The organism is Singulisphaera acidiphila DSM 18658 (assembly GCF_000242455.2).
GTDB classification, from domain to species: Bacteria; Planctomycetota; Planctomycetia; order Isosphaerales; family Isosphaeraceae; genus Singulisphaera; species Singulisphaera acidiphila.
In genome coordinates this window covers 5979352-6000283 of the sequence record NC_019892.1, presented here as the reverse complement: position 1 = coordinate 6000283, position 20932 = coordinate 5979352, and the positions used below count along the sequence as shown (strand labels likewise).

At 63.6% G+C, this 20932-nt stretch carries 14 protein-coding genes and 1 pseudogene; 10 read left to right on the top strand and 5 right to left on the bottom strand.

The window, feature by feature from the left end:
- Positions 1-72: 72 nt before the first annotated feature.
- From SINAC_RS23625 to SINAC_RS23610, 3 genes are all read right to left on the bottom strand, one after another.
- The gene (locus SINAC_RS23625) at positions 73-1218 is read right to left on the bottom strand and encodes an ISAs1 family transposase (protein WP_015243931.1); all 1146 of its coding nucleotides are present in this window, start codon (positions 1216-1218) and stop codon (positions 73-75) included.
- A gap of 225 nt (positions 1219-1443) precedes the next feature.
- Positions 1444-2475 carry a hypothetical protein gene (locus tag SINAC_RS41345; protein ID WP_015248082.1) on the bottom strand — a complete coding sequence of 344 codons (1032 nt, stop codon included), beginning with the start codon at positions 2473-2475 and terminating at the stop codon, positions 1444-1446.
- Positions 2472-2957, bottom strand: a complete 486-nt coding sequence (locus tag SINAC_RS23610) for a hypothetical protein (protein WP_015248081.1) — start codon at positions 2955-2957, stop codon at positions 2472-2474. Before SINAC_RS23610 ends, SINAC_RS41345 begins: the two co-directional genes overlap by 4 nt.
- A 182-nt stretch (positions 2958-3139) precedes the next feature.
- On the opposite strand from SINAC_RS23610, the pseudogene SINAC_RS23605 reads away from it, so the two are divergent.
- The 3 genes and pseudogenes from SINAC_RS23605 to holB all read left to right on the top strand — a co-directional run.
- Positions 3140-3835, top strand: a pseudogene (locus SINAC_RS23605) (transposase); the annotation flags it as partial.
- Positions 3836-4175: 340 nt separating this feature from the next.
- Positions 4176-4814, top strand: coding sequence for a dTMP kinase (gene tmk, locus SINAC_RS23600; protein WP_015248080.1), 639 nt, complete (start codon positions 4176-4178; stop codon positions 4812-4814).
- A complete protein-coding gene (gene holB / locus SINAC_RS23595; protein ID WP_015248079.1) occupies positions 4786-5814 on the top strand; it encodes a DNA polymerase III subunit delta' in 1029 nt (342 codons plus the stop codon). The genes tmk and holB overlap by 29 nt, the downstream gene beginning before the upstream one ends.
- A gap of 94 nt (positions 5815-5908) precedes the next feature.
- On the opposite strand, the gene SINAC_RS23590 is transcribed toward holB, so the two are convergent.
- Positions 5909-7189, bottom strand: a complete 1281-nt coding sequence (locus tag SINAC_RS23590) for an Ig-like domain-containing protein (protein WP_237722731.1) — start codon at positions 7187-7189, stop codon at positions 5909-5911.
- 771 nt (positions 7190-7960) lie between these two features.
- Here SINAC_RS23590 and SINAC_RS23585 point away from each other — a divergent pair.
- Together SINAC_RS23585 and SINAC_RS23580 are read left to right on the top strand one after the other, a co-directional pair.
- Positions 7961-8347: a gamma-glutamylcyclotransferase family protein gene (locus tag SINAC_RS23585; protein WP_015248077.1), complete on the top strand. Its 387-nt coding sequence runs from the start codon at positions 7961-7963 to the stop codon at positions 8345-8347.
- Between the two features lie 24 nt (positions 8348-8371).
- Positions 8372-10054, top strand: coding sequence for an alpha-keto acid decarboxylase family protein (locus tag SINAC_RS23580; protein ID WP_015248076.1), 1683 nt, complete (start codon positions 8372-8374; stop codon positions 10052-10054).
- A 168-nt stretch (positions 10055-10222) separates the two neighbouring features.
- Here the strand turns inward: SINAC_RS23580 and SINAC_RS23575 are convergent, their stop codons facing one another.
- Positions 10223-12808, bottom strand: a complete 2586-nt coding sequence (locus SINAC_RS23575) for a beta strand repeat-containing protein (protein WP_161625825.1) — start codon at positions 12806-12808, stop codon at positions 10223-10225.
- Between the two features lie 538 nt (positions 12809-13346).
- Here SINAC_RS23575 and SINAC_RS23570 point away from each other — a divergent pair.
- From SINAC_RS23570 to greA, 5 genes are all read left to right on the top strand, one after another.
- A complete protein-coding gene (locus tag SINAC_RS23570; protein WP_015248074.1) occupies positions 13347-16109 on the top strand; it encodes a TolC family protein in 2763 nt (920 codons plus the stop codon).
- Positions 16006-17931: an efflux RND transporter periplasmic adaptor subunit gene (locus tag SINAC_RS40970; protein WP_020466682.1), complete on the top strand. Its 1926-nt coding sequence runs from the start codon at positions 16006-16008 to the stop codon at positions 17929-17931. The genes SINAC_RS23570 and SINAC_RS40970 overlap by 104 nt, the downstream gene beginning before the upstream one ends.
- 53 nt (positions 17932-17984) lie before the next feature.
- Positions 17985-18722 (top strand): ABC transporter ATP-binding protein, encoded by a 738-nt coding sequence (locus tag SINAC_RS23560; RefSeq protein WP_174377942.1) that lies wholly within the window; start codon positions 17985-17987, stop codon positions 18720-18722.
- An 82-nt stretch (positions 18723-18804) separates the two neighbouring features.
- Positions 18805-20082 carry an ABC transporter permease gene (locus tag SINAC_RS23555; protein WP_015248071.1) on the top strand — a complete coding sequence of 426 codons (1278 nt, stop codon included), beginning with the start codon at positions 18805-18807 and terminating at the stop codon, positions 20080-20082.
- Between the two features lie 296 nt (positions 20083-20378).
- Complete coding sequence (gene greA, locus SINAC_RS23550; protein WP_015248070.1) at positions 20379-20858, top strand: transcription elongation factor GreA; 480 nt, start codon at positions 20379-20381, stop codon at positions 20856-20858.
- Positions 20859-20932: the final 74 nt, after the last annotated feature.

The window sequence follows — 20932 nt, the reverse complement described above, 5'->3', positions numbered from 1 at the left end:
CATGGTCATTGTGCAAGGCTCCCAGGGGAGAGAAAAAGGGGACGGAGGGGAATGCCACAGGGCCAGCGCATATCAAACACGCTGTAGTGAAAGGACTTGCGTGAGGTAGTCCGTATTAATCATACAGGACATCATCTTTCCACGTAGGCTATCCTTGTCGGGATGACGCTTCAGCAGCGTCACGGCGAACCGCCGAAGCCAGCTCAAGTTGTTCCCCAAAGTCCGCTCGCGAGTGCGGTGCTCATCTTCGCGAAAGTTCACATCGAGTACCCAGTGCATCGACTCGATACTCCAGTGACCGCGGACCGCTTCGCCGAAACGCTTGCCGCTCAGATAGTGGCTGCTGAGATAGTAACGCACCTCGTCCGACTCCGTCCCATCGGCATGCTGCGTGATTCGCACCGCATAGCCAATTGCCTTGATCCAGGGCCAATCCTTCAGCGGCGCGAAATCAGTCGGCACCTTGACCAGATAATAGGAACGCTCGTCGATGCGGCCGTGCCCGGCATCACGGGTCTCGTCGTATCGATAGTGGAGGTCCTCGAGATCGCGTTCCAGGTGGTCGAGGAAGAACGCTTGGATCGCGGTTGCGAGCTTCGGCTGATTGTCTTTGACGGCGATCACGCAGTCGCCGCCACCGTCAACGATCTGCTCGACAATCGCTTTCTGGCAGCCCATCGCGTCGATCGTGATGAGCGTATCCGTGAGGTCAATCTGCTCGAGAAGTTTTGGGATGGCTGTGATCTCGTTGGACTTGGCGTCGGTGGCCACCTGACCCAGCGCAATGCCCTGCTCGCTGGCCCAGGCGCTGACAATGTGCAGATTGCCAAGACCTTTGGCCGCATCGTGCGATCCGCGACAGGCTTTGCCGTCGATAGCGACGTGTCGGCGGGAGTTCTCAGTGTCGGCGGGGATCGCGTCGCAGATCCAGTCCTGGAAGCAGCGTTGAAAGGCTTCGGGTTTCAGCGCCATGAGCAAGCGTCGGATGCAATCCCGTGAGGGGATGCCGTTGGGCAGGGCCAGATGCAGGGCCAGCCAGGACTCACGATTCTTGGCCCAGCGATGAATGGCGGTAGGGCCATCGCATCCGCAGATGACGGCGCAGACCGCGATGACAGCGATATCGACCATCAAGTGCCGACGATTGCGTGCGTGGCGGGGATCGGAGAGCGATTCGAAATAAGAGCCGATGGAGCCGACATCGACGGGCTTGGCCATGGGAGGCATCCTGGGATCGGTCGGTGTCGGCCTCCGCACACCCGGAGTGCAGTAAGCCGATTCACGAGGACCGATTCAAAGATAACGAGCCACGGTCTGTCGCGCCAGACTACTCAGGCCGCACAGTTATACGCGCTGGCCCTGGGGAATGCCACGAAATTAGACTAAAAGTCTTTCATTGGCACCGACTTGCGTAGTTCCGACCGCGGATTTTTCGGGATTGTCTCACTCGGTATTTCCTTGAGTTGACAGTTGTTGCGTCAACTGGGGGGTTGGGTTGGTATGGAGCAACTCCCAGAAGTCGTACGTGGGCAGTTTTAGGCCCAGGGCTTGGTAGGGACTGACATCTTTCCGGGGGCCGGAGCGGAACGGCCGGCTGTTCCAGTAGAGCCGCTTCAGGTCGAGCATCGGCTGGGTCATCCGGCGGTGTCGCGACTGTTGCATCCGCAACACGCTGTTCATGCACTCCACCGCGCTGCTGGCTCGGAACGTGTCACTCAGCACCGCCGCCACGCGGGCGTACGAGGCTCGTTCCTCCTCATCGAGTTCGCCGTCGCGGGCGACGGCTTGCACCAGAGCCGTCCGCGGGTCCGCCGGTCGAGGCCGGCGGTGACGCAGCCACCACCGCCAGGCCATCGCCTCACGCCACTGGCGACGCGGCTCGGCCCGCTCCAACCGGCGGTGCATCCGGTCCAGGAACGCCAGGCTCCGTGGGTCGTTCAAGAAGTTCCGCACCTTCGACCAGTCGTCACCGCCCAGGTCACGGAGCGCCGCGACGATCTCGGCCTGGGCGCGGCCGCGGTCGTTGAGCCGGCCGTCGAGGCCGAACAACTCCAGCGCCGCGTGCGCCCGATTCCAGGCCGCTTCGAGACGTTCAACTGGCTCGAACGACGCCAGCGCCGGCCGCCACGCGGCGCGGGCGGTCTGGGCCGCGCCCCGCGCGTCGATCCCTTGCCGTTTCGCCTGCGCGACTTTGCTGGCGGCGGTCTCGGCCTTCTCCCAGGCCGCCTCGGCGCGTCGCCAGTGCTGGGCCAGGATCCGCTGGGCTTCCCTCGTCGTGTGGAAGACGTCCAACCCGTGCTCCAATGCCGCGGTCGTGGGAGCGTCGTGACGGGCCTGAGTGACTTCCACCACCGCCGCCGCGATCCCTTTGGCGGCGTCGGAAATGACGAATTCCACCTTCTCAAAAGGCTCGAGTTGGTCCGCCCATGTCTCGGCCTTGCGGTCGGCCGCGTTCTGACAGAAGACGGCCGTCATACTCGCCGGCTCGATCCCGACCAAAGTCGGCCGCCCCCAAAAAAGATTTCGTCCACGGCGAGTGTGCCAACCTTGGGGACGCACGCCGCGTCGATCGCCTTCAGGACCGGTCGGGCCGAGTGGGCCGCGTCGGCGACCCAGCGGCCGATGGTGGCGTGATCGGGACCCTCCTCGCCGAGGATGACGCGGAGCAGGTCCTCGATCTGGCGGGTGCTGATCCCCATGGCGAAGGCGGTCACCGCCAGTCGTCGCCGGGTGGGTTGGTCGAGGCGGGCGACCTGGGCTGGGGCGGCGATCGGGACTTCGACCGCGGCCGGGGCGGTGTCTTGCGGTTGCAACCGCCGCTCGAGCAGGCGGGCGTGCTGGTAGAGGGTCTGTCGGCTGCAACCGGCCTGCTCGGCGCGGCGTGTGACCGCCCCGTAACATCCCGAGAAGACGGCGGCGGCATTGCGAACGACGGTGCGCAGCGATAGCGTGTTCATGGGGGAGGTCCTCCGTGTGGCTGGCGATCTTGGTCGTGACCCAGTCCACCACGGGGCGGCCTCCCCTTCAACTCAAACTCAGTGGTTCGGTAATCGAGAGTCGAGGGAACGCCAGGGCGTGACAGACTCAAGCTCCTCCATGAAAATGACTTGTGCTCAACCCGTCACTCACGGAGGGTACGATGCGCAAGTCCACCAGCACCCTGACGCCCGCCCAAGTCTATCGCTACGCCGTTTAGACTTTCCAGCCCCACTTGAAGCTTACCAACGCCAAGGGGGTCGCTGCCGAGACCATCCTCACCGTCCTCTTCGCCGCCGCCGCCCGGATCAGCTCCCTCTCCGACACCTGCCGCGTTCTCCGTGGCGTCCCCGACGAGCATGCCCTCGCCACCGCCCTCTATGCCACCCTCCCCGACTACGACCGGCTCCGACGCCGGGTCCAGGCGGCGCTGCAGGGCCACCTGCCCAAGGCCCTGCGGCGGCGTGCCCAGGTCATCGCCAACGATACCACCTTGCTCCCCTACTACGGCGCCGACGCCAGGACCAACCCCCACGTCGTGCGGAGCAAGGCCAAGAAGGGCACCTGCTCGTTCTTCGGCTATAGCACCGCCTACGTCATTCGCAAAGGGCGGCGCTACACCATCGCCCTGACCGCCGTGACCCGGGACATGACGATGGCCGACGTCGTCCGCGAGCTGCTGACGCAAGTCCGCGCCGCTGGGGTCAAGGTCCGGTATACGGCCCTGGACCGCGAGTTCTCCAGCGTCGAGGTGATTCGCTATCTCCAACAGGCGCGGGTGCCGTTCCTGATGCCCGTGGTGGGCCGGGGCTGCAAGGCCGACCACCCGCGGGGACCCAGCGGCACGAACGTCTTCAAGGTCACCACCGGGTCGGCGGCTCGGGGGCATGCACGCGTGTCCCCCTTCGCCGAGCCGGGAGACCCACTTATGGCCACAAGCAAGCCAAATGACCCACTAGAAACGGTCGCCCCTACGGGGCTGGCAAAGGCCGCTATACCCCGGGCAAGCGTGCCCGCGAACAGGAAGGGGCTAACGGCCTGCGCTACCACCGGTCTCGGCAAAGGCAGCCGGTCCCTATCTTCCGGTCCCGCCTTTGCGGATCTCGCCGGCTGAGCTTTCGTCGAGGGTCGTTCCCGGCTAAAATGCCACGATGCCCTGGCACGATCCTTCAAAGCCCGTCTCGACGAGGGGTTTGTTTTTGGCCTTGGACGGCCCCGACGGCGGGGGCAAGTCGACCCAGGCGGCTGCGCTGGCCACCTGGCTCCGAACGCGCGGGCTTGAGGTCGTGACTTGCCGCGACCCAGGGGGAACCTCGCTCGGCGACCGACTGCGTCAGATCCTCCTCGATCGCAACACGGTGGATCTCTCGCTTCGGGCGGAGATGCTTCTCTACATGGCGAGCCGTGCCCAACTCGTCGAGGAGGTTATCCGACCAGCGCTGGCGCGTGGCCAGGTCGTGGTCTCCGACCGCTATCTGCTGGCCAACCTCGTCTACCAAGGATACGCTGGCGGCCTCTCGATCGAGGAGATCGGCCGCGTCGGCCTGGCGGCGACCGGCCAGTTGCTCCCCGACTTGACGGTGGTCCTCGACGTCCCACCCGACCTGGCGCGTCGCCGGGTCGGCGAGGCGCGGGATCGGATCGAAGACCGGCCCTTGGCCTACCATGCCAAGGTTCGGGACGGTTTCCTGGAAGCCGCGCGGGATTCGGCCAAGGGCACCTGTTCGTACTACCCCGCGCCCATCGTTGTGGTCGATGCCTCGGCCGAGCCCGAAGTCGTCTCATCCCGAATTCAAAGTGAGGTGGAGCGTGGCCTGGCACTCGGTCCGCGGTCATGACCGGGTCGTCGAGAACTTGCGGCGCAGCCTGGCGCAAGGGCGGTTCCCGCATGCCTTCCTCTTTGTCGGCCCCGACGGGATCGGCAAACGCACGTTTGCGCTGACCTTGGCCCAGGCACTCCTCTGCGAGCAGGCCGACCCAACGGCATTGGCCCCCTGCCAGAAGTGCCCGTCCTGCCTCCAGGTCAAAGCAGGCAACCACCCGGACGTTCTCCAGGTGGCCCGCCCCGAGGACAAGCACGAGCTCCCGATCAAGGTGATCCGCGGCCTCTGCCTCGACCTCGGCCTCAAGCCAGCCCGTGGAGGGCGAAAGCTCGCGATCGTCGACGACGCCGACGACATGAACGAGGAGGCGGCGAACGCCTTCCTGAAGACGCTGGAGGAGCCGCCGGACAAGTCGGTCCTGATCCTGATCGGCACCTCGGCCGAGCTTCAGCTCGAGACGATCATCTCCCGCTGCCGGGTCGTTCGCTTCGACCCGCTCCCCGAGGATGAGCTGACCGCATTGCTGCTCGAACAGAACGTCGCGAATGACCCCGGCGAAGCCAGGCGACTCGCCAAGCTCGGCGAAGGGAGCGTCGCCCGAGCCCGAGGGTTGGCCGACCCCGAGCTCGACCACTTCCGTCGCGGCATGATCGACGAGCTGGCGTCCTCTCGCGGCTTCGATCCCCCCGCCTCGGCGGCTCGCTTCGCGGCCTTCGTCAAGGAGCCCAAGGAGTCGGTCGATCAGCGCGCCCGCGCCAGCTTGCTGGTTGGCGAGCTCACCCTCTTCTTCCGGGGCATCCTCTGGCAGACCGCCGGACTAGCTCCCCTCTGCCCCGATCCCAGCGACCGAGGCGCAGTGGAATCACTGGCCAACCGACTCGATCCCGAAGCCGTCCTCGTCCTGGCCGACCGCTGCGTCGAGGCAGACTACCACGTCCGCCGCAAAGTCAACCTGACCCTAATTTTTGACTCCCTCATGCACGATCTGGGCGCCTTGATCAACCCGCGCGGGTAAGGGGACAAGCCCCACGGAACACGCGGGTAAGTCCCTTCAAACGAAACCGCCGTTGGCCAAGGGCAACCCTTGGCCAACGGCGGTTGTTACCTTCTTATCGAGCCACGTGCGGGAGCGCACGACGCGCGGCGACCAGCCCGGACGAACCGGGAGAGAGCCGCAGACCGTTGACCGGATGAGGGGTGGCGGCCTGGATCGACCGAGGCAGGGTGGCTTGCCTCCTGGCGACCTGGAAGGTCACAGCAAAGTCGCCGCTCGACTGGCCGTTGCCGGTTGGGAACGAGCCCCCGAACTCACCGTCGAGTGCGTTGCCCGCCACATCCCGCACGCCTGCGGCGGGAATTCGGAAGGTGTAGCGACCATTCCCAAGTGGACGGCTCAGGCCAAGGAGGACCGACCTGCCTCCGTCAGAGACCGAGAGCGGCCAGATCGGGATCGTGTTCGCTCGCGAGCGCACAAGGCGCTGGAGGATCGCCCCGTTCGAGGTCGCAACTCCGCGTGAGTCCAGGCCCGACAGGTTGTCGCTGAAGTTCACCTCGATCTGCGCGTTCAGCGGATTGAGGGTCAGCCCGACGACGCGAGGACCGGTCGTGTCGACGACCAAGGGTCCGCCAGCGTTGCCTGTGGCAATGCCGATCCCCGAGAGGACGCGGCCGTCAGAGGCGCTGACGCTGGCCGTGATCGTATACGTTCCCTCGGCCAGGGGGAGCGAGGTCAGCGACCATCGCCCCTGCGCATCGGCCACGCCTTGGCCGATCGGGAACGCTCCCCCGACGTCCTGGCGAGTGGCGAAAAGCTGCACGGTGGCGTTGGGGGTCGCGCTCCCTTGAAAACGGGGCTGCGTCGCCGAGGTAATCCCGTCGAGATTCGAGGTCCCGGTATCGCTGGCCGGGTCCAGTGCTCCGCTCAGCGTGAGGGCGGGGGTGGCCTCGACCGTCTTCGTGATCGTCGTCGACCCACCGTCGGCCGCCACGATCGTCGCCCGAACGACGAAGGTCCCGGGCGTCGAGTAGAGGTGTTCACCAGAGACGCGGACCCCCGTAGGATCTCCCGTCGCACCTGTGACGTAGTCGATGGCGTAGACAGCCGCGGATCCAGGGGTCGTCACGCCGTCTCCCCAATCAATCGTGGCCGTGGCCTTACCGACCGATTGATTGGTCGTCGCCGAACCCACCCAGAAATGCGTCAGCTCCCCTTGAACCACGCGCTGAGCGGTGCTGACCGGGGTCCAAGTCCGAGTACCGGTAGGGGCCGCACTCGCCTCAAAGGCCGCACGCGCGATCGACGGGTCCGCGTTGATCCCGGTGGTCAGCAGTTGCCGACCTTCCAAAATCTCAGGCGCGGGACGGCAGCGCCGGCGGTGCGGCCTCTTCAACCCCGTTCTTGCCTGACTCTTCCGGGTCGCCCACACTCTCGATACCGACAGGCTGAACATCAGCGAACTCCATTCTGCTGACTCAGTCAAGCGGCGCGGTCGTTCGTCTCTCCATCGGCGAAGCAACTCGCCATGGTCAAGCCCAATCCCTCTTTACGGGGGAGATCGCCGCACCGAATGACCCTCCTTGGTGCATCTCTGCAGACGACATCATCCCTCGGATCGAGCTGGCCCTCGCCTTTAGCCTATTTAGGCCGTGCGACTTCAGTCTCGTCTTCGGAATCACGCTCGGGTCGCCCCGGGCAGAACCCGGAACGACCGCGAGCGGGATGATCCCTCGAACTCATAAAAAGAGCCGAGGCGGGGGTGATCATCCCGTTCCCTGTAGCTTCACTATCCCCCGCAGGCGTCAGATAAGCCTATCATCGAGGTGATTGTCAACCCATTGCTCTCTCGAATGAGTCGAAGTCGTGCAAAAAATCACGACAAGCCGGTCGCAAGTCCCGATCACGTTCATCAGGCTTACTGCCTTTGTGCGGAAACGTTCCCAAAAAAACGACCCAATTGCATCCAACGATCAGCCATGCATGACTAGAGCCACACGCCGTCGATGGAAAACCCATCCCCCCTTGCCCAATCGACCGTGTCATGGCAGCGAGATTGTTTAGAATGAGTCGAAGAGGAAGGATCGCCGTCGAATCCGGTGGCTCAGAATGGCACTATTGGGAGCCGGACGCATCGAGCCGCATCTTTTGGAGTCCATCCGAACGCATGACTCCTTCACTCTTGTTTGCTTACGGTACGCTGGCCCCCAACGGATCGAAAGAGGCGGCCGCTCATGGCTGGGTCGCCGACGCGGTTCGCGGCCGACTGTTTGACCTCGGCCCTTACCCGGCCCTCGTTGGCCATGACGATCTGAATGCGGATTGGGTCGAAGGTTTTGTGCGCTCGGTCGATCCGATCGAACTAACGCGTGACCTCGATCCGTATGAAGGGGTGGACGAGGGACTTTACCGGCGCGTGGCCGTGACCACGCGGGCAAGCCGCTTGGTCTGGGTCTACCTCTATGCCCGTCCCCTTCCGTCCCAAGCACGCGGGCCTTTGACGCGATGGAAGGGTTTGCGGACCCTCCCGGTCCCCGAGCACGATTCGTTTTGACTCCTCCAAGCAAGGAGACGACCGATGGCAACCTCGACGGCACTGGATACGGCACGCGATGGAACCAAGGATCCGGACGTGCCGACGGTCGGCCAGTACCTGATCGATAGGCTCCACGCTCTGGGACTCAAGCACATCTTCGGGATCCCGGGCGACTACGTCCTGACCCTCTACAAGATGATCGAGGCCAGCCCGATCGAGTTGGTGGGCGTCACACGCGAGGACAATGCAGGGTTCGCCGCCGACGCCTACGCGCGGGTGAGCGGGCTCAGTTGTGTCTGCGTGACGTATTGCGCGGGGGGGCTGAGCCTCTGCAACAGCATCGCGGGGGCCTACGCCGAGAAATCACCGGTGATCGTGCTGAGTGGATCGCCCGGGCTCTCCGAACGCGTCCGCAACCCCCTGCTCCACCACAAGGTCAAGGGATTCGAGACCCAGTTCGAGGTCTTCGAAAAAATCACGGTCGCTTCGGCCGTGCTTTCCGACCCGATCACGGCCTTCGGGGAGATCGACCGGGTTCTCGAGGCGGCTCTACGCTACAAGCGGCCGGTCTACCTCGAGATCCCTCGCGACATGGTTCTCGCCAAACAGGTCGCGCCGCACCGGCCGCCGGCCGGCCTGCCGCCGAGCGACCCTGATGCGCTCCGCGAAGCCTTGGACGAGACGGTGGCGATGCTGACGGCCGCCAAGCGGCCGATGATCCTGGCCGACGTCGAGATCCACCGGTTCGGACTCCAGGACGAGCTCCTCGCCCTGGCCGAGCAGACCGGGATGCCGATTGCCACCACGATCCTGGGCAAGAGCGTGATCTCCGAGGGGCACCCGCTGTTCGCTGGGGTCTACGAGGGGGCAATGGGACGCGCGGAGGTCGCCGAGTATGTCGAGCAGGCGGATTGCCTCTTGATGCTCGGCTGCTTCATGACCGACATCAACCTGGGCATCTTCACGGCCAAGCTCGACCCCTCGCGTTGCATCGACGCCACGAGCGAAGACCTCCGAATCCGCTATCACCACTACAGCGACGTCCGGCTCGATGATTTCCTTCGCGGCCTGACCGCGCGGTCGCTCACGCTCGCCAAGGGACCGCCTCCCCCCCACCCCAACCAGTTCGGCTCCACCTGGGTCGCCGACAACAACGCGCCGGTGACAACGGGGCGGCTCTTCGCCCGGTTGAATCGACTGCTCGACAAGTCGATGACGGTGATCGCGGACATCGGCGACTCGCTCTTCGGGGCCGCCGACCTGTCGATGGGCCGGGAAACCGAGTTCATCAGCCCCGCCTACTATACGTCGATGGGGTTTGCCATCCCAGCGGCCCTCGGCGCGGGGATGGCCAATCCAGGCTCGCGGGCACTCGTCATCGTCGGCGACGGCGCGTTCCAGATGACCGGAATGGAGCTCTCGACGATCGTCCGCCAGGGTCTGAACCCCATCATCATCGTTTTGAACAACCACGGTTACACCACCGAGCGGTTCTTGCTCGAAGGGCCATTCAACGACATTCAGGAATGGGCCTTTCACAAGATTCCCGAAGTGTTCGGCAGCGGCCTCGGCCTGGAAGTCCGAACCGAGGGGGAACTCGACGCAGCGCTCGAACAGGCGGTGGCCAACACGTCGAGTTTCAGCCTCCTCAACGTCCATCTCGACAAGTACGACCGTAGTCCGGCCCTCGAACGGCTGGCGCTCCGGCTCTCGCAGATCGTCTAGGACGGTTTTCGTCCAGGGGGGGTCACCGGCCCGTGCCCTCCCTCTTTGGAATGCCCCCAAAGCCTGAGCCGAACGCAGTCCGCGCACGAAAAACCGGCCTGCCCCTCGAGAGAAGAGGGACAGGCTGGTTGTTGGGAATCCAAGAGCGAATGGGTCGCTCGTCACTTCTCAGGACCTGGGATGTTTCCGCCCCTTGGCCAGAAACCGTTCCGTCTGGCGATTGGTGGGGATGACCGGAGTCTTGTGGGTGAACTCGATCGACTCGGCCTTCTTGTACTTGCTCCGCGTGAAGACGTTCTTGTTGAGCGTGAGGGGAAGCGGACCCGCCAGGCTGTTCTGGGTTCCGGACGGAACCCGGCTCAGGTTCTTGGGGTGGGCGAAGTTCTGAAGCCGGAGGGCCCAGCCTCGGCCCGGCAAGTACTGTTGATAGGCGACGGCCCGAGGGATCGCCTTGTAATTGAGTCGCGAAAGAACCGAGGCGGGGGGCACGTAATGGTCAGCGCCGAACTGGGGCGTGAAGCTCGTTTGGGGAATCGTTCCCACGAGCACCCCGGTGCCGCCCGCACCCACCGTGGGGGGGTTCGGGTTCACGCCACCGCTGACCAAGATTTGCGCGGTGCCGAGGAATCCGACGTTGGAGTTCGGGGCCGAGCTCAACGTACGTCCCGTGAGAGTGAACGTCGTGATCGTGGAGTTCAGGTTGAGCCGGGAACGAGGCGTGATCGTGATGATCGCATCCGGAATGCCGTCATTGTTCCGGTCGACCGTGTCCAGCCTGATCGTGGCGTTCGGGTACGGCACGCCGTTCACGGCAATGGTTGTCGTGTCAATATCGGTGAATGGAATGAACGGCGGTGAGATCGTGTTGTTGCTCAACACGTAGATGTCGAGCGAGGCTGGGGACGTCGCGTTGACGATAAACGTCCCGAACGGCGGCAACCCGACCGGAGCCGAGCCAACCGCAATGTCGGTTTGAATCCGGTTGTCGCTCGGCGTGTTGAACGGGAGGAATGCCCCTTCGATGACGAACGCGCCACCGGCCCCCGTTCGGCCGGAGGGAGTCACGTTGTAGGTCGCGGCCCCAAGGATGATGTCGGGGATGGTGTCGCCATCGGCCGTCTTCGTCTGGCTTCGAGCGACCAGTCGACCCGAGACCGACGACCCGAGGAAGGACGGAGCGCCGTTCGGGGTGTTCGTGATCTGAATCAAGGTCGCCGCAAGCGGAGATCCCTCGGCGGAGAGCAACTGCTGAGTGCCTTCCACGAAGAAGGGATTGGCGGGGATGTAGTAGACCCCCCCTTGGTTCCCGTTCAGTCCCGGCGAGCCGACCATAAAGTCATTGCCCGTCGAGGCGGGGTTGATCTTCCCGGCGAGCGACAGCGAATAGCCAGCCATCGCGTTGGGGGCCCCGACGAGGGTCAAGGATGGAACCCCCACCGGCTTGCTGAAGACAGGGATCGTGCCGACCAGGGTCGTCCCGCTGGCTGGCTGGCCGTAGAAGATATCGGCCTGACCGGCGTTGCTCGACGCCGAGGGGGAACCGATCGCGATGTCGGCGAAACCGTTGCCGTTATAGTCGCCGATGCCGGCGACGGAGAATCCGGTCCGCGAGCCGCTGGCTCCCTGGAAGTTCGCCCCGAGGATGTCGGTGGAGCCCGTCCCGACCCCGATCCGGTTGGTCAGGATCACGTTCAGACCATTGACGACCCGTGCTGCTCCGGGAAGGGCGTTGCCTCCGTAGATCAGGAAGGCCTCGCCTGCGTTCCCGTTGGCGACCGGCGAACCAATCAGGAGGTCGTCGATCCCAATATTTGCGCCGGTGAGCTGGCCGTCCACGTTGCCGGCTCCCGCCACCGACAACCCGATCGACTCATTGTTGGCGGAGCCTGCGAAGATGGCACCGCCCAGCCCGTTGCCGATGGCGTTGAGGTTGATGGGGGCCACGCTGGGCGTGGCGAGCAACGGGCCCGGGATCGTGTACACGGCCCCGTTGAAGCTCAGCCCGGCCACTGACGCATTGGGAGCGGCAATCGCGATGTCGGGCGATGTCGAGTTACTGGCAAAGAAGTTGCCCAGGCTCGCCGCCGAGCGACCCACCCGCGAGTTTGCAAGGGTGCTCCCGAACGTTGTGACCGCAACTCCGGGGGAGGCGGCGACATTATCGAGGTCGACCGTCGGCGTAGCGAGTGTCCCCAGCGACGCGCTTCCATAGACCAGGTAAGCTCGTCCCGTTCCCGGATTGAGGTTGTTGAGGTCGTTCGCGCCTGGGGCACCGATGAGGAAGTCGGCAAAGCCGTCGCCGTTGACGTCCCCAAGGGCCGTCACCGACGCACCGAGCTGCGACGTGGTGCTCACGCTCGTCAGGAACGTGACCCCCGCATAGGCATTCCCGACCGAGCCGCTGATCGGATTGGTCTGGGACGCGTTGCCCAACTGGCCGAGGTCGCCAACCCGCTCGCCCAACTTGTCGAGCGTGAGCCAGTCGATGTTGCCCGCGTTCACCGTGAGTGAGCCGAATACGAGGTAGGCTCGGCTGTTCGTCCCATTACCCGGCTGGATCTGACCATTGACGTTGATTCCGGTCGGCGCACCGATCACGAAGTCATCGAAACCGTCGCCGTTGACGTCCCCCACATTGGCCACGCTGAAGCCCGCGGCTCCGGCGGTTTGCTGCCCCGCCAGATCCACTCCAAACGGCGCGGTGGCAATATTGGGTTGCCCCGGTGGGAGCACCCCTCCCAGGTCAATCGACATCAACTGTCGCTCTTCCAGCGACTGAATCCTGGGTCGGAAACCCCCGCGTCGCCGTGCGGCCAATGACTGAGGTCGGCGATTGCCAAACAGCATCGGAGACTCCCTCCTCCAAGCCCTATGTCGTCGCGCGTCCGCCGGGTATCCATAGCCCTGCGTCTCGAGCGCCCCTCGGGAATCCGGCTCGAAGCTCTCGCTTCATGATGAGACCGGCTCGGCGCGACGCCGCGGCCGCCAAGGGTAGCCAACTACCACTGCAATTTCGGCCCTTCGACGGCCCTGGCTCCATCCAAACCCTCCAGGACTGACCACGATACGGACCCAAGTCGGCGCATTTTCGGCTCAACCCGCACGACCCCTACTTCCGATAAAGTTCGTAGACAGGGAGAACCACTCCCAGTCTCTCGCTTAATTGGATAGGGGTCATCCCGCCCCTCGATACCCCTTTTTTGGTTGTCCCCAGCGGACTTCCTCAAAATGGGTCTGGAGCGGGCATTCATTCATTCATGCCAATCGAACGTCGCTCGAGGCGAAGAAGCCCATGACACTCAAAGCCCAGCCGACGAACCCATCGCGTCGTTTCCGGTTCCGGGTTCCCCTTCTGGTCGTCCTCGCTCTGGGGACCCAATCTGGATGCACCCGGGAATTCTTCCGGGAATGGGCCAACCAGGATGTCACCGAGGCTATCTTCGAGAAAAGTCGCGATCCGCGCTGGCGGATCGACCTCTTCTCGGTAGAGCCTCCCGCCCTGTCTCGATTCGCGGACCCCTATGACCCCGATGCGCCCCCAGCGCCGCCCGACGACTATGCCGCCGAGGCGACATCGCCCGTGCCCCAGTGGCCCGACAACCGCCTGATCATCCCCCTCGAAGGGACGGGCTATCTCGATATGCTCGACGTCTGGCAGCGTGAGAACGAGCAGAAGGCGGCCGAGAACGAGCAGAAGACAGGTGAGAACGCCGCCAAGCCTCCGCGCCGCCCCTCGGGCACTCCTCGTCCGACCACGGCCCCTACGGAGGTCGAGCCCCCCGTGCCCCCCGCCTCAATTCCCTCGCCGTTCGGCACGGGAGGAAATTCCGGGACGCCGCTCGAGGCAATACCGCCTAATTCTTTACCGACGTCCCCACCTGCGAATCCACCCAGCGGCGATCCGAAGGCACCTCAGGCCCGCGTCAAGTCACGGGACCCTGCCCTGCGGCTCGCCGCCTTCCAGCAGACGGGGATTGAAGAGCCGACACTCACGCAGTCGCCGACCGCACCGCCCGGTTTGGAGGGCCCCCGACGTCCTGAGAACCAGCCGCCGCCGATCGGCATGGACCCCTCCCCGATCCAGTCGGACCTGTCGGCACCACTGAACCCAAGGCCCGACCTCACCCCTGAGCAATACCGTGAGTCCGAGGAAAAAGGGGACGCGATTGCCGGGATGCTCATCCCCGACGAGATCAACTTCAATGAAGCGGAGGCCGCGGGCTTGCCCAGAAACAGCCGCCCCTACAAACTGACGATGGAGCAGGCTTTCCGGCTCGGCTTGGTCAACGCCCGCTTTTATCAGTTCCAATTGGAGAACGTCTACACCACCAGCCTGGCGGTCACCCTTCAGCGGTTCGCGTTCCAGCCGCAGTTCTACGCTGGCCTCTCGCCCTTGACCGGCACCGCCGCCGGGGGAATTCCGGCCCCGAACCCGTTCAACCAGTTCCTCTACCGGACCAGGGAAACGGGGACGCCCATCTCCAGCTTGAACGTCGGCACGGTCGCGGGAGTCGGCAAGGTCTTCAACTCCGGCGGGCGGCTGTTGATGGGCTTCGCCAACCAGGTCGTCTTCAACTTCCTCGGCCAGAACTCCCGACAGCCCAGCGTCCAGTCGTTCCTCCCGCTCACCTTCGTCCAGCCGTTCCTCAGAGGAGGCGGTCGCGCGGTGACGCTCGAAGCCTTGACGCAAGCCGAACGCAACTTGCTCTACGCGGTCCGAAGCTTCGCCAAGTTCCGCCAGGAGTTCGTGGTAGCCACCCTCGTTGGTGGAACCCCGATCACCAATTTCGGGTCAACCCTGCAGACCCCAGGGTTCTCCGGCGGCGGCAACTCCGACCCGACCATCGGCTTCCTCAACGTCATTCAAGACATTCAGCTCATCGAGAACGACCGCAAGAATATCGCGGCCCTCGAACGGCTGTACATGATCTACTCCGAACTCATCAAGGGCGAGGCCTCCGGCCTCACCCAGCTCCAGGTCGACCAGGTCGATCAGAGCTATCAGCAAGCGTTGCAAACCTTGGTGAATGATCGCACTCAGTTCCGCTCCCAGCTCGACCAGTTCAAGATCCAGCTCGGTATGCCGCCGGACGTTCCCTTGATCCTCGATCGATCCCTCGCCATGAAGTTCAAGGAGGTCTTCGACGGGATTGACGACTGGCAGCGCGATCCCAAGCGGAATCTCACCGACCTTCCCCAGTACGCCGCGAACCTTCCCGACCTGGCAGACGTGAATATTGATGGCAGGTCGGTCCTTTCCGTGTACAATACCGGGAAAGATAACGAAGATGACTTGGAAGATCTGCTTCTGGCCGCAGAGCGGGTGACGCTCGAGCATCGACTGGACTTGATGAATGAACGTGCGAGGCTCTACGACGCCTGGCGGCAGATTCGCGTCTCAGCCAACGCGTTGAAGGGGATCTTCAACGTCACCCTCACCAACCAGTTCATCACCCCCCCCGCAACCACGAACCCATTTGCCTTCGTCGATCAAGCCAAACAGTTCTCGCTCGTGCTCAACGCAGAGCTTCCCCTGGTCCGCCTGAACGAGCGGAACCAGTTTCGGGCGACCCTGATCGGTTACGAGCGACAACGTAGGTCGCTCCAAGCCTTCGAGGACAACCTGAAGTATCAGATCCGAATCGACGTCAGGAATCTTCACCAGCAGTACTTGACCTATGAGATCAACCGCAAGAACTTCACCCTGGCCGTCCGGCTAAAAGACCAGGCGTTCGAGCAGATTATCGCACCACCGCAAGGGGCGGCCGGCGCCAGCGGAACCGCTCAGGCGGCCAACGCGGCCACCCAGACCAACAACCTGATTAATTTCCAACGCCAGTTGCTCACCCAAGAAAATACCCTGATTACAAACTGGCTCGGCTACGAGACCGCCCGGCTCACACTTTACCGAGACCTCGGCACCTTGCCTTACGACGAATGGGAGGCTTACCGTGAACTTTTCCCTGCAGACTACGGAAACGCCGGCACCGGCGGCGGGAGCCGAGCCATCCGCCCACCGGGAGCTCCCCGACCTGAAGAAGCCGGCCAGCCGTAAGGCCAGCGGCGGCAGGACGTTCCTGGTCGGCCTCCTGGTCGTCCTGGGCGTCGCCGCCGGAATCGTGCTCGGGGTGCCGGGGATCTCGAAGTCGCTCACCGGCCTTTTCGCCTCGAGCACCCGCGACATCATCACTTATGAGGTCAAAGCCGCCACCCTGCCGGTGGTGGCGACCGTCCGCGGTACCTTGGAAAGCTCCAAGAACGAAGACGTCTTCTGCCAGGTAGAGGGATCCACAACGATCATCTCCATCGTGTCGGAAGGCAAGCGTGTCACCAAGGGCGAGCTCGTCTGCGAACTCGACTCGGCGGCCCTCAATGACCAGCTCACCAACCAGTACATCGCAACCTCGGGAGCAGAAGCGGCCCACCAGAACGCCAAGCTGACTTGGGAAGTGGCCGTGATCGCCGTCACCGAGTACAAGGAAGGCGTCTACCTCCAGGAGCTGCAGACAGTCAAGGGGGAAATCGCCCTGGCCGAGGCCGAACGAAAACGCGCGGAGGACCGGCTCGAATGGTCCAAGCGGATGTACGACAAGGGATATGTGTCGCTCGCGCAGAATATCGCCGATAAGGTCTCGCTCGACCAAAAGATCTTCGCCTTCGAACAGGCGACCACGAAGAAGAACGTGCTCGAGAAGTTCACCTTCGATAAGACGCTCAAAGAGCTCAAGAGCGACGTCGAAAAGGCGAAATCCGACATGTTAGCCAAGGAGCAGACCTGGGACCTGGAGAAGAAGAAGCAGACCAAGCTCGAGACCCAGATCAAGAATTGCAAGCTCCTGGCCCCAGGCGACGGCCTGGTGGTCTACGCCAACGACCCGAGCCGGTTCGGTGGCAGCAGCCAACCCCAGATCGAAGAGGGAGCGGTCGTCCGCGAACGGCAGAAGATCTTCAGCCTGCCCGATACCGGGCACATGCGGGTCAACACCAAGGTCCACGAGTCGATGATCGACCGCCTGACCCCCGGCCTTCGGGCGCGAATCCGCGTCGACGCCTTCGCCGACCAGACGCTCGCCGGCTCGGTCCTCGATATCGCCCCCCTGCCCGACCCCAACAGCATGTTCAGCTCGGACGTGAAGGTCTACACCACCCACGTGGCGATTGACAAAGGTCTCCCAGGTCTGCGGCCGGGGATGACGGCCCAGGTCGATATCCTGGTTGCCCAGATCGAAAACGTCTTGAGCGTCCCCGTGGTGGCCATCCTCGAATATCAAGGGAAAGACCATCTCGCGGTGAAGCGGGCCGACGGGACCTATGACTGGCGCACCGTCACCGTGGGAACCTCCAACGACAAGCTCGTCGAGATCCGCGAAGGCCTCAAGTCGGGCGATCGCGTCGCACTCAGCCCCCTCCTGCTCATGTCGGAAGAGGAGAAGCGCGAGGCGTTCGGTGAGTCGGGCAAGGACGGCGATGCCTCCAAGAAGGATTGGGGAGCCGGTCCCAAGGCTCAGGCCGGACTCGGGCCGGCCGGCCCCGACGCCCCCAACGGCGCAGCCGGTCCCGACGGCAAGGCCAAGGAGAGCGCCGACGGCAAGGCCAAGGGGAAGCGAACCGGTAAAGGCCAACGTGGCAGCGGCGGCTTCATGAGTAAAATGGATCCGGCCATCCGTGCGAAATTCCAGAGCGCCAGCGCTGAAGAAAAGAAACAGATGCTGATCGAAGCAGGCGTACCGGCGGAGCGAGTCGATATGATTCTTCAGGGTGGCGGAGGAGGCGGTGGCGGTGGCTTTGGAGGCCCCGGTGGCGGAGGAGGCGGCCCCGGTGGTGGTGGTGGCGGCGGTGGAGGTTTCGGGGGCGGCCGTGGGGGTCCGAATCAGTGAACATCACGACGAAGGTGATCGTCCGGCTGGCTGACGTTCGCAAGACCTACGTGATGGGCCACGCTAACGAAGGGGGCTTTTTCAGCCGCCGCAAGAGCGTGACCCAGGCCGTGACGGTCCACGCCCTGACGGGAGTCTCCGTCGACTTCCATCAGGGCGAGTACATCGCCATCATGGGGGCCTCGGGGTCGGGCAAGAGCACCATGCTCAACTTACTCGGCTGCCTCGATCGCCCCACCAGCGGTCAGTACATCTTGGGGGACAAGGATGTCGCCCAACTCAGCGACGACGAGCTGTCGGAAGTCCGAAGCCGCTACATCGGCTTCATCTTCCAGTCTTATAACCTGATCCAGCAGTACACCGTCACGGAGAACATCCAGCTCCCCCTGACGTACCAAGGGAGCGGTGAGATCACCGAGGAGGTTCAACGCCGAACCTACGAGCTGGCGCGAATGGTCGGCCTTCACGAACGCCTGGACCACCGCCCCAACCAGCTCTCCGGCGGTCAACAACAGCGAGTCGCGATCGCGCGCTCGCTGATCAACGACCCCTACATCATCCTGGCCGACGAAGCGACCGGTAACCTCGACACCAAGACCAGCCACGAGATCATGGAGATGCTCGGCAAGCTCAACGACGCGGGCAAGACCATCATCATGGTCACCCACGAAGACGACATCGCCGAGCACGCCAAACGGATCATCCGCATGCGTGACGGCCAGATCATCGACGACGGCCCGAGCCCTCGAATGCAGGCGCTCGCCGGGACCAACGGCGTCGGTCACGCGTAAAATAAAAAACCCGGCAGTGGGCTCGGCCCACTGTTCCTTCCCGAGGCCTGTGGGCCAGCCCCACCGAACCGAAGAAGCCATCATGGGACGCATCCTACGGGGAATTCGACTCGGACTCAAAAGCCTGCTCCTCCATAAGTTACGCTCGGGACTCACCGTCCTGGGAATCGTCTTCGGCGTCGCCGCGGTGATCTCGATGCTGGCCATCGGCGAAGGATCGAGCCGCGACGCGCAGAAGCGTTTCGAACAGCTAGGAGCCACCAATATCATCGTCCGGTCGGTCAAGCCGACCGACGAGTCACAGTCGACCGGAGGCCGCCCGGCCCGGATCCTCGCCTACGGCCTGAAATTCGCCGACTTCGACCGAATCATGGCCACGGTCCCCACGATCAAGAAGGCCCTACCGATCCGCGAACTGCGCAAGCAGATCCGCCACCTCAACCTGGAAATCGACGGCCGGGTCGTCGGGACGACGAGCGACTACGACAAGTTCAACCACCTCGAAATCGAGCGCGGACGATTCCTGACCGAAAGCGACAATGCCCGCTACGAGAACGTCGCCGTTCTCGCCGCAGAGACCGCCAAGACCCTCTTCCCCTACGAAGATCCGCTCCATCAGACCGTCAAACTGGGGGCAGACTATTACAAGGTCGTTGGCGTCACCCGGGAACGCGCCAGTACCGCCGGAATCGGCGGCAGCCTGGCCGCGCAGGAGTTCAACAAGGATGTCTATATTCCGCTGAACACCTGCAAGCTTCGGTTCGGTGAACGGATCATGAACAGCCGGGCCGGCTCGATGGAGTTCGAGGAGACCCAACTCTCGCAGGTCACGCTCCAGGTGGGGGCCCTCACCGAGGTAGGTCCCACCCATCCGATCGTTGAGGCCGCCGTCAAGCCGTACCACCCCAAGAAGGACGTCGACATCATCGTTCCGCTCGACCTGCTCAACGAGGCCAAGCGCACGGCTCGGCAGTTCAGCATCATCCTGGGAACCATCGCCTCGATCTCGCTCCTGGTCGGCGGCATCGGCATCATGAACATCATGCTGGCCACCGTGACCGAACGGACCCGCGAAATCGGGATTCGCCGCGCCCTGGGGGCAAAACGGCGCGACATCACTCAGCAGTTCCTGATCGAAACCGTCGTCCTCTCCGGCGTCGGCGGCCTGCTCGGAGTCACCCTCGGAATCTCGATCCCCCAGTTGATCGTCTACTTCATCCCGGAACAGAAGGCGGTCGTGACCGGCTTCTCCGTCCTCCTCTCCTTCGGCATCTCCGTGGCCATCGGAATCCTCTTCGGCCTCTACCCGGCCCAGCGAGCGGCCATGATGGATCCGATCGACGCGCTACGACATGAATAAGCAATCGCAGGTCTGGCAATCGCCCCAAGGGTCATGGCAATCAACCGCAGCCCATCACCTCATGCACGCTTGTCGGGCTTGGGGTTGCGTCCGGCGATCGTGAAGACTAGTCTAAATTGCGATGTTGACCGCGGCACCGGGTTCACCCGGGGGCCGCGGTGTTTGCTTCTAGACTTCCAAGGGACTTCCCCACACCATTCCATAGACCACTGATGCGTTCCCGACCGGCGTCCAATATTAAGCTTTCAGCCCTAATTGGCGCGACGCGGCCGCAGGACGATTGGGAGCAGATAGGCATGTCCACGGATCGAATTCCGATGTCGAAGGAAGGCTATGACCGACTCAAAGCCCAGCTCGACAAGATGAAAAATGAGGACATGCCCCGGATCGCCGAGCAGATAGCCACGGCGCGGGACTTCGGCGACCTTTCCGAGAATGCCGAATTCGACGCGGCCTGCGAGGCGCAGGGCATGCTTCAGGCGCGGATCAACGAGCTTCAGGATAAGCTCGGCCGAGGGATGATTGTCGACAAGTCGACCTTGCCCACCGACCGAGTCGTGTTCGGTTCGCGCGTGCGCGTGCTCGACCTGGCGCTGAACGATGAGGAAGACTTCATTCTCGTCGGGCCCGGCGATGAAGACTATGACCAGAACAAGATCCTGCTGACCAGTCCGATCGGACAAGCGCTGGTTGGCAAGAAGCTGGACGAGGAAGTCGAGGTGCCCATTCCCTCGGGAACGCTGCGTCTCCGGATCATCAAGATTGCCATTGAGTAAGATAGGAAGAGCGGAGCGGTCACGGCCGGCGATCGAACGCAAACGAGAAGGGACCCCGGCTAGCCTGGATTTCT

Bases quoted from the DNA above. Each gene is read 5' to 3' on its own strand.
- SINAC_RS23625 (WP_015243931.1), bottom strand. From the start codon at position 1,218: ATGGCCAAGCCCGTCGATGTCGGCTCCATCGGCTCTTATTTCGAATCG.
- SINAC_RS41345 (WP_015248082.1), bottom strand. From the start codon at position 2,475: ATGACGGCCGTCTTCTGTCAGAACGCGGCCGACCGCAAGGCCGAGACA.
- SINAC_RS23610 (WP_015248081.1), bottom strand. From the start codon at position 2,957: ATGAACACGCTATCGCTGCGCACCGTCGTTCGCAATGCCGCCGCCGTC.
- SINAC_RS23585 (WP_015248077.1), top strand. From the start codon at position 7,961: ATGACTCCTTCACTCTTGTTTGCTTACGGTACGCTGGCCCCCAACGGA.
- SINAC_RS23580 (WP_015248076.1), top strand. From the start codon at position 8,372: ATGGCAACCTCGACGGCACTGGATACGGCACGCGATGGAACCAAGGAT.
- SINAC_RS23575 (WP_161625825.1), bottom strand. From the start codon at position 12,808: ATGTCGATTGACCTGGGAGGGGTGCTCCCACCGGGGCAACCCAATATT.
- SINAC_RS23570 (WP_015248074.1), top strand. From the start codon at position 13,347: ATGACACTCAAAGCCCAGCCGACGAACCCATCGCGTCGTTTCCGGTTC.
- SINAC_RS23560 (WP_174377942.1), top strand. From the start codon at position 17,985: ATGGGCCACGCTAACGAAGGGGGCTTTTTCAGCCGCCGCAAGAGCGTG.
- SINAC_RS23555 (WP_015248071.1), top strand. From the start codon at position 18,805: ATGGGACGCATCCTACGGGGAATTCGACTCGGACTCAAAAGCCTGCTC.
- greA (WP_015248070.1), top strand. From the start codon at position 20,379: ATGTCCACGGATCGAATTCCGATGTCGAAGGAAGGCTATGACCGACTC.